Raw genomic sequence first — 4,013 nt, forward strand, 5'->3', positions numbered from 1 at the left:
TCTCAAAAATTGTTGGAACAAAATGGCGTTGACCTTGCCAGGGTGTCATTTGTGGCGTGCGCTGACATCCTGCCGACAACAGCAGATGTGTATCTGGCACCTGCACGTGTTCCTGCTGTGCTCGATCCGGTATTGCGCAGGTTTGTTGCTGCCGCACGGCCTGTTGTGGCAACTATGGACAGTAGCGCCCCACCTGATCCTGCTATATCTCCAACCTCTGTATTACTTGGCAGGCTGCCGATGCTCGCCCCTGATCTGTTGACAGTTTGGCTTGAGCCGGATATGGAGCTGATTCTGCATCAGCTTGAGGTGGCATTTAAGGCTTGGCGTTCTCCTGATGACACCCTTCAAAGGCAGCAACAAACACCATGTCTGCAGTCTTGGAAAAAAGCGGCCAGTTGCCTGCAGGCAGTAGCAGTGAAATTCTTAAAACAAGGCAGTCTGCAGTCACCGGCAGTCACTCCCAGCCTGTGGAACAAAAGAGGGGTGGTACTGGCTGAACTTAAAATGTTTGATGCATCTCATCTGCAGTTTCAAAAATCCCTTGCCAGTGCTCCGCTCAATCCTGAGACCTACAACTGTATTGGCAACCTGCTGGACAAGCAGGGACGTTACCAGGAAGCTATCTTCTGTTTTGATAAGGCGGTTCTGCTTAATCCCGCATTTGCCGCAGCTTTTTTTAATAAAGGTAACGCCCTTAAAAATCTGGGCCAGTTGCCAGAAGCCGCAGACCAGTATCGCAAAGCCTTGACACTTGATCCTCAGTTGGCGGATGGCTGGCTTAATCTGGGCGTTGCAAATGGTCTTCAGGAGCATATAGGAGAGGCAGAAACCTGCTTTTTGAAGGCGATTGAGCTGAATTCTGATCACACAGATGCGATGTTGCTGCTTGGCAATCAATTGATGGGGCAAAAGAGATTTGAAGAGGCGATTGGCTTGTTTGAGAGGATCATTGCCTGTGACCGTAGCCACTATTTAGCCTATAATTCCTTGGGTATCGCCTGGCTTTCAGTTATGGAATCAGGAAAAGCATATCAAGCACTATCAGAGGCATTGAGGATCAAACCTGACCTGTCCAGTGCGATTTGTAATATCGGTACAGCATGCAGGGATATGGAACAGTTAGATGAATCGGTTGACTGGTTTCGGCTTGCATTGAAATATGAGCCGAATGATGCGGATACTCACTGGAATCTTGCCCTGTCGTTATTGCACCGTGGCGATTATCGTGAAGGTTGGAAGGAGTATGAATGGCGTTTTAGTAAATCCGATCCGATCAAAATTCCCAATCATGCCATTCCTCTGTGGGACGGTAGTCCCTTGAACGGCCAGACGATACTGCTGCAGTCTGAACAGGGGTATGGCGATACGATTCAGTTCATGCGTTATGCGCAGGTAGTGGCGGAGCTTGGTGGTAAGGTTATTGTTGAGTGTCAGGACAACAATATTAAGCCAATTGTGAAACAGTTGCAGGGTATCTATGACTGTACAAGCTGGACAGATGAGCCGGTCGCAGCAGACGTGAAGTTTCCGCTCATGTCGTTGCCATATCTGTTGAAAACAGATACGGTAACAATACCCAAGGCAGGCGGATACCTGTCTGTAGCGGATCAAGGGAAGGCGCGCTTTAAAAAATTGCTTGATTCGTGTGTTGCCTCTGACTGTTTAAGGATTGGACTGGCATGGGATGGACGTAAGACTTTCAGAAATGACAGACGGTCGTGTACCCTTAACGATATGGAACCATTGCTCGGTACGCCTGGAACCAGTTTTGTTAGCCTTCAGAAAGAAGTTGGTAATGCTGCTGACCTGATAATGCTTGAAAAATATGGAGTGGCACGTGTAGCTGACAATCTGGACACATTTTATGACACTGCCTCACTGATTGCAGGCTTGGACCTGGTCGTGAGCGTGGATACATCTGTGGCGCATCTGGCCGGAGCATTGGGAATAAATACTTGGGTAATGCTCAAGGTCGGCCCTGATTGGCGTTGGCTTGATGGCAGGGATGACAGTCCATGGTACAGCAGTGTCAGGCTGTTCAGGCAGGTTGAGTCAGGTGACTGGAAACCGGTCATAGCTGCAGTACACAAAAAAATGACTGATCTGCTTGACCACCTGAAAAAAAATGCTAAAGTTACACCAGCTAGGTGACGATTAAAGTATCAAGGCCAGAAGGCCACCACAATTATCCTAGAAAGGGGATACTAAAATGGGAGTTAACGACATTTCTTTGACCTCCGGTATGCGTTCCAACCTGCTTCAACTGCAATCAACCAGCAAATTGATAGACCGTACTCAAGAGCGGCTTTCAACTGGTAAGCAGGTAAACAGCGCCCTTGACAACCCAACCAACTTTTTTGCAGCACAGGCACACATGAACCGCGCATCTGACTTTTCAATCCGGAAAGATGGTATGGCAGAAGCAGTTCAACAGGTAAAGGCGGGCGATGCCGGTATTACCGCTATCAGCTCACTGCTGCAGGCAGCAAAAGGTCTTGCTGAGTCTGCCACTTCAACGGCCGTTACTGCAGACCGTAAGGTGCTGATGACCCAGTTTAACACTCTGATGAGCCAGATTGATCAGCTTTCTTCAGACTCCGGTTATCGTGGTACCAACCTGCTCAACCAGGGTACGGTTACGGTTAACTTCAACGAAGATGCATCTGCAAACTTGAAAGTTACCGGTTTCAACGCAACTGCCATCGGCCTGAGCGTATCACAAACTGGAACTGCAAACACCAACTGGACCAACACTGCTGCAATCTCGACCTCCAGTGCCATGCTGGATACCGCCATCAGCCAGCTGCGTACACAGTCCAAGTCTTTGTCCAACAACCTGAACATCATCACTACACGTCAGGAGTTTACTGATCAAATGATCGGAACTCTGCAGACCGGTGCTGACAACCTGACCTTGGCGGATATGAACCAGGAAGGCGCTAACATGCTGATGCTGCAGACTCAGCAGAACCTCGGTACTACTGCTCTGAGTATGTCTTCACAGGCTGCCCAGTCTGTATTAAGACTCTTCTAAGTGAAAGTGCAGTAGAAAGCGAATACGTCGGATGAACAGACAGGGGGGATTTCGATCCCCCCTGTTTTTTTAGATGATGATTGTTGGGGGTCGCCATGGAAGTTAATAGTATTCAGACGGGACAGCAGTTTAACAATGCCAGCCAGCAGCAACAAGCCAGGCAGGTTGATGCACAAACACAGTCTCCAGTTGTAAAAGAGGCTGATGTGGCATCTTCTGCAGCACTTCAGGCGTATAAACAGCAGTCGCAACCCAAGTCTGAATCTGTCGTTGATACCGTTCAAATTAAGTCATCTTCTGTTGCCAAAAATCTTGATACCGTTAGGTCAATAGAGCAGATGCACGGCCGACTTAATGAGTTGATAAAAGGTGTTCGGCAGACCAATGAAGATTTGAATAAGGCTGTTGAAACGGTTGCGCAGATGCAGGGTAGCCTGACATCGATTGTTAAGAACTATCCACCCTATCCGATTGATAGCATGGAACGGCGTGATTTACTGATGAGCTATATGTCGTTGCGTAAGGAAATTGAGAACCTTATGGTTCCAGCACCGCCGCAGCCAGTTTATGAAAAAGTTAAATCTATGTGGGAAGCGATGTTTGCTCAGAATGGCCAAATGCAGGCCAGTGCAGTACCTGCTCTTGAAACCGGAGCATCTGATAAGAAGGTGCAACTGGCTTCTGAAGGCTTGGACAATCTTTCTGAACAGCTTGGTGGTCTTAGTGATAAAATTACCCAGACTCTGATCAATTCCTGATTTGACATGGCACTTAAATTGTCTCTTAAACCCCATGAACGTGTTGTAATTAGCGGGGCTGTTATTACTAATGGACCAGCAGCTTGTATTCTTTTTGTTGAGAACAATGTCCCTATTCTCCGAGAGAAGGATATTCTAACGGAGGAGCAAGCTGATAGTTTTTGCAAAAAAATATATCTGGTTATTCAATTGATGTACCTTGTAGAGGTTCCAAATGT

At 47.6% G+C, this 4,013-nt stretch carries 4 protein-coding genes; all 4 read left to right on the plus strand.

Going from position 1 to position 4,013, the window contains the following annotated elements:
• Positions 1-2,154: tetratricopeptide repeat protein (locus OEL57_RS14990; RefSeq protein WP_300741557.1), on the plus strand; the 2,154-nt coding region annotated here is incomplete at its 5' end.
• A gap of 58 nt (positions 2,155-2,212) precedes the next feature.
• Positions 2,213-3,037, plus strand: a complete 825-nt coding sequence (locus OEL57_RS14995; protein ID WP_300741559.1) for a flagellin — start codon at positions 2,213-2,215, stop codon at positions 3,035-3,037.
• A gap of 95 nt (positions 3,038-3,132) precedes the next feature.
• Positions 3,133-3,795 (plus strand): hypothetical protein, encoded by a 663-nt coding sequence (locus tag OEL57_RS15000; RefSeq protein ID WP_300741560.1) that lies wholly within the window; start codon positions 3,133-3,135, stop codon positions 3,793-3,795.
• A gap of 6 nt (positions 3,796-3,801) precedes the next feature.
• A partial coding sequence (locus OEL57_RS15005) for a flagellar biosynthesis repressor FlbT (protein ID WP_300741562.1) occupies positions 3,802-4,013 on the plus strand: 212 nt, incomplete at its 3' end.

It is taken from the genome of Trichlorobacter sp., assembly GCF_030247655.1.
Lineage (GTDB): Bacteria > Desulfobacterota > Desulfuromonadia > Geobacterales > Pseudopelobacteraceae > Trichlorobacter.

What these genes read in the sequence shown, in the direction of transcription:
- OEL57_RS15000 (WP_300741560.1), top strand. Translation starts at nt 3,133, where the DNA reads ATGGAAGTTAATAGTATTCAGACGGGACAGCAGTTTAACAATGCCAGC.
- OEL57_RS14995 (WP_300741559.1), top strand. Translation starts at nt 2,213, where the DNA reads ATGGGAGTTAACGACATTTCTTTGACCTCCGGTATGCGTTCCAACCTG.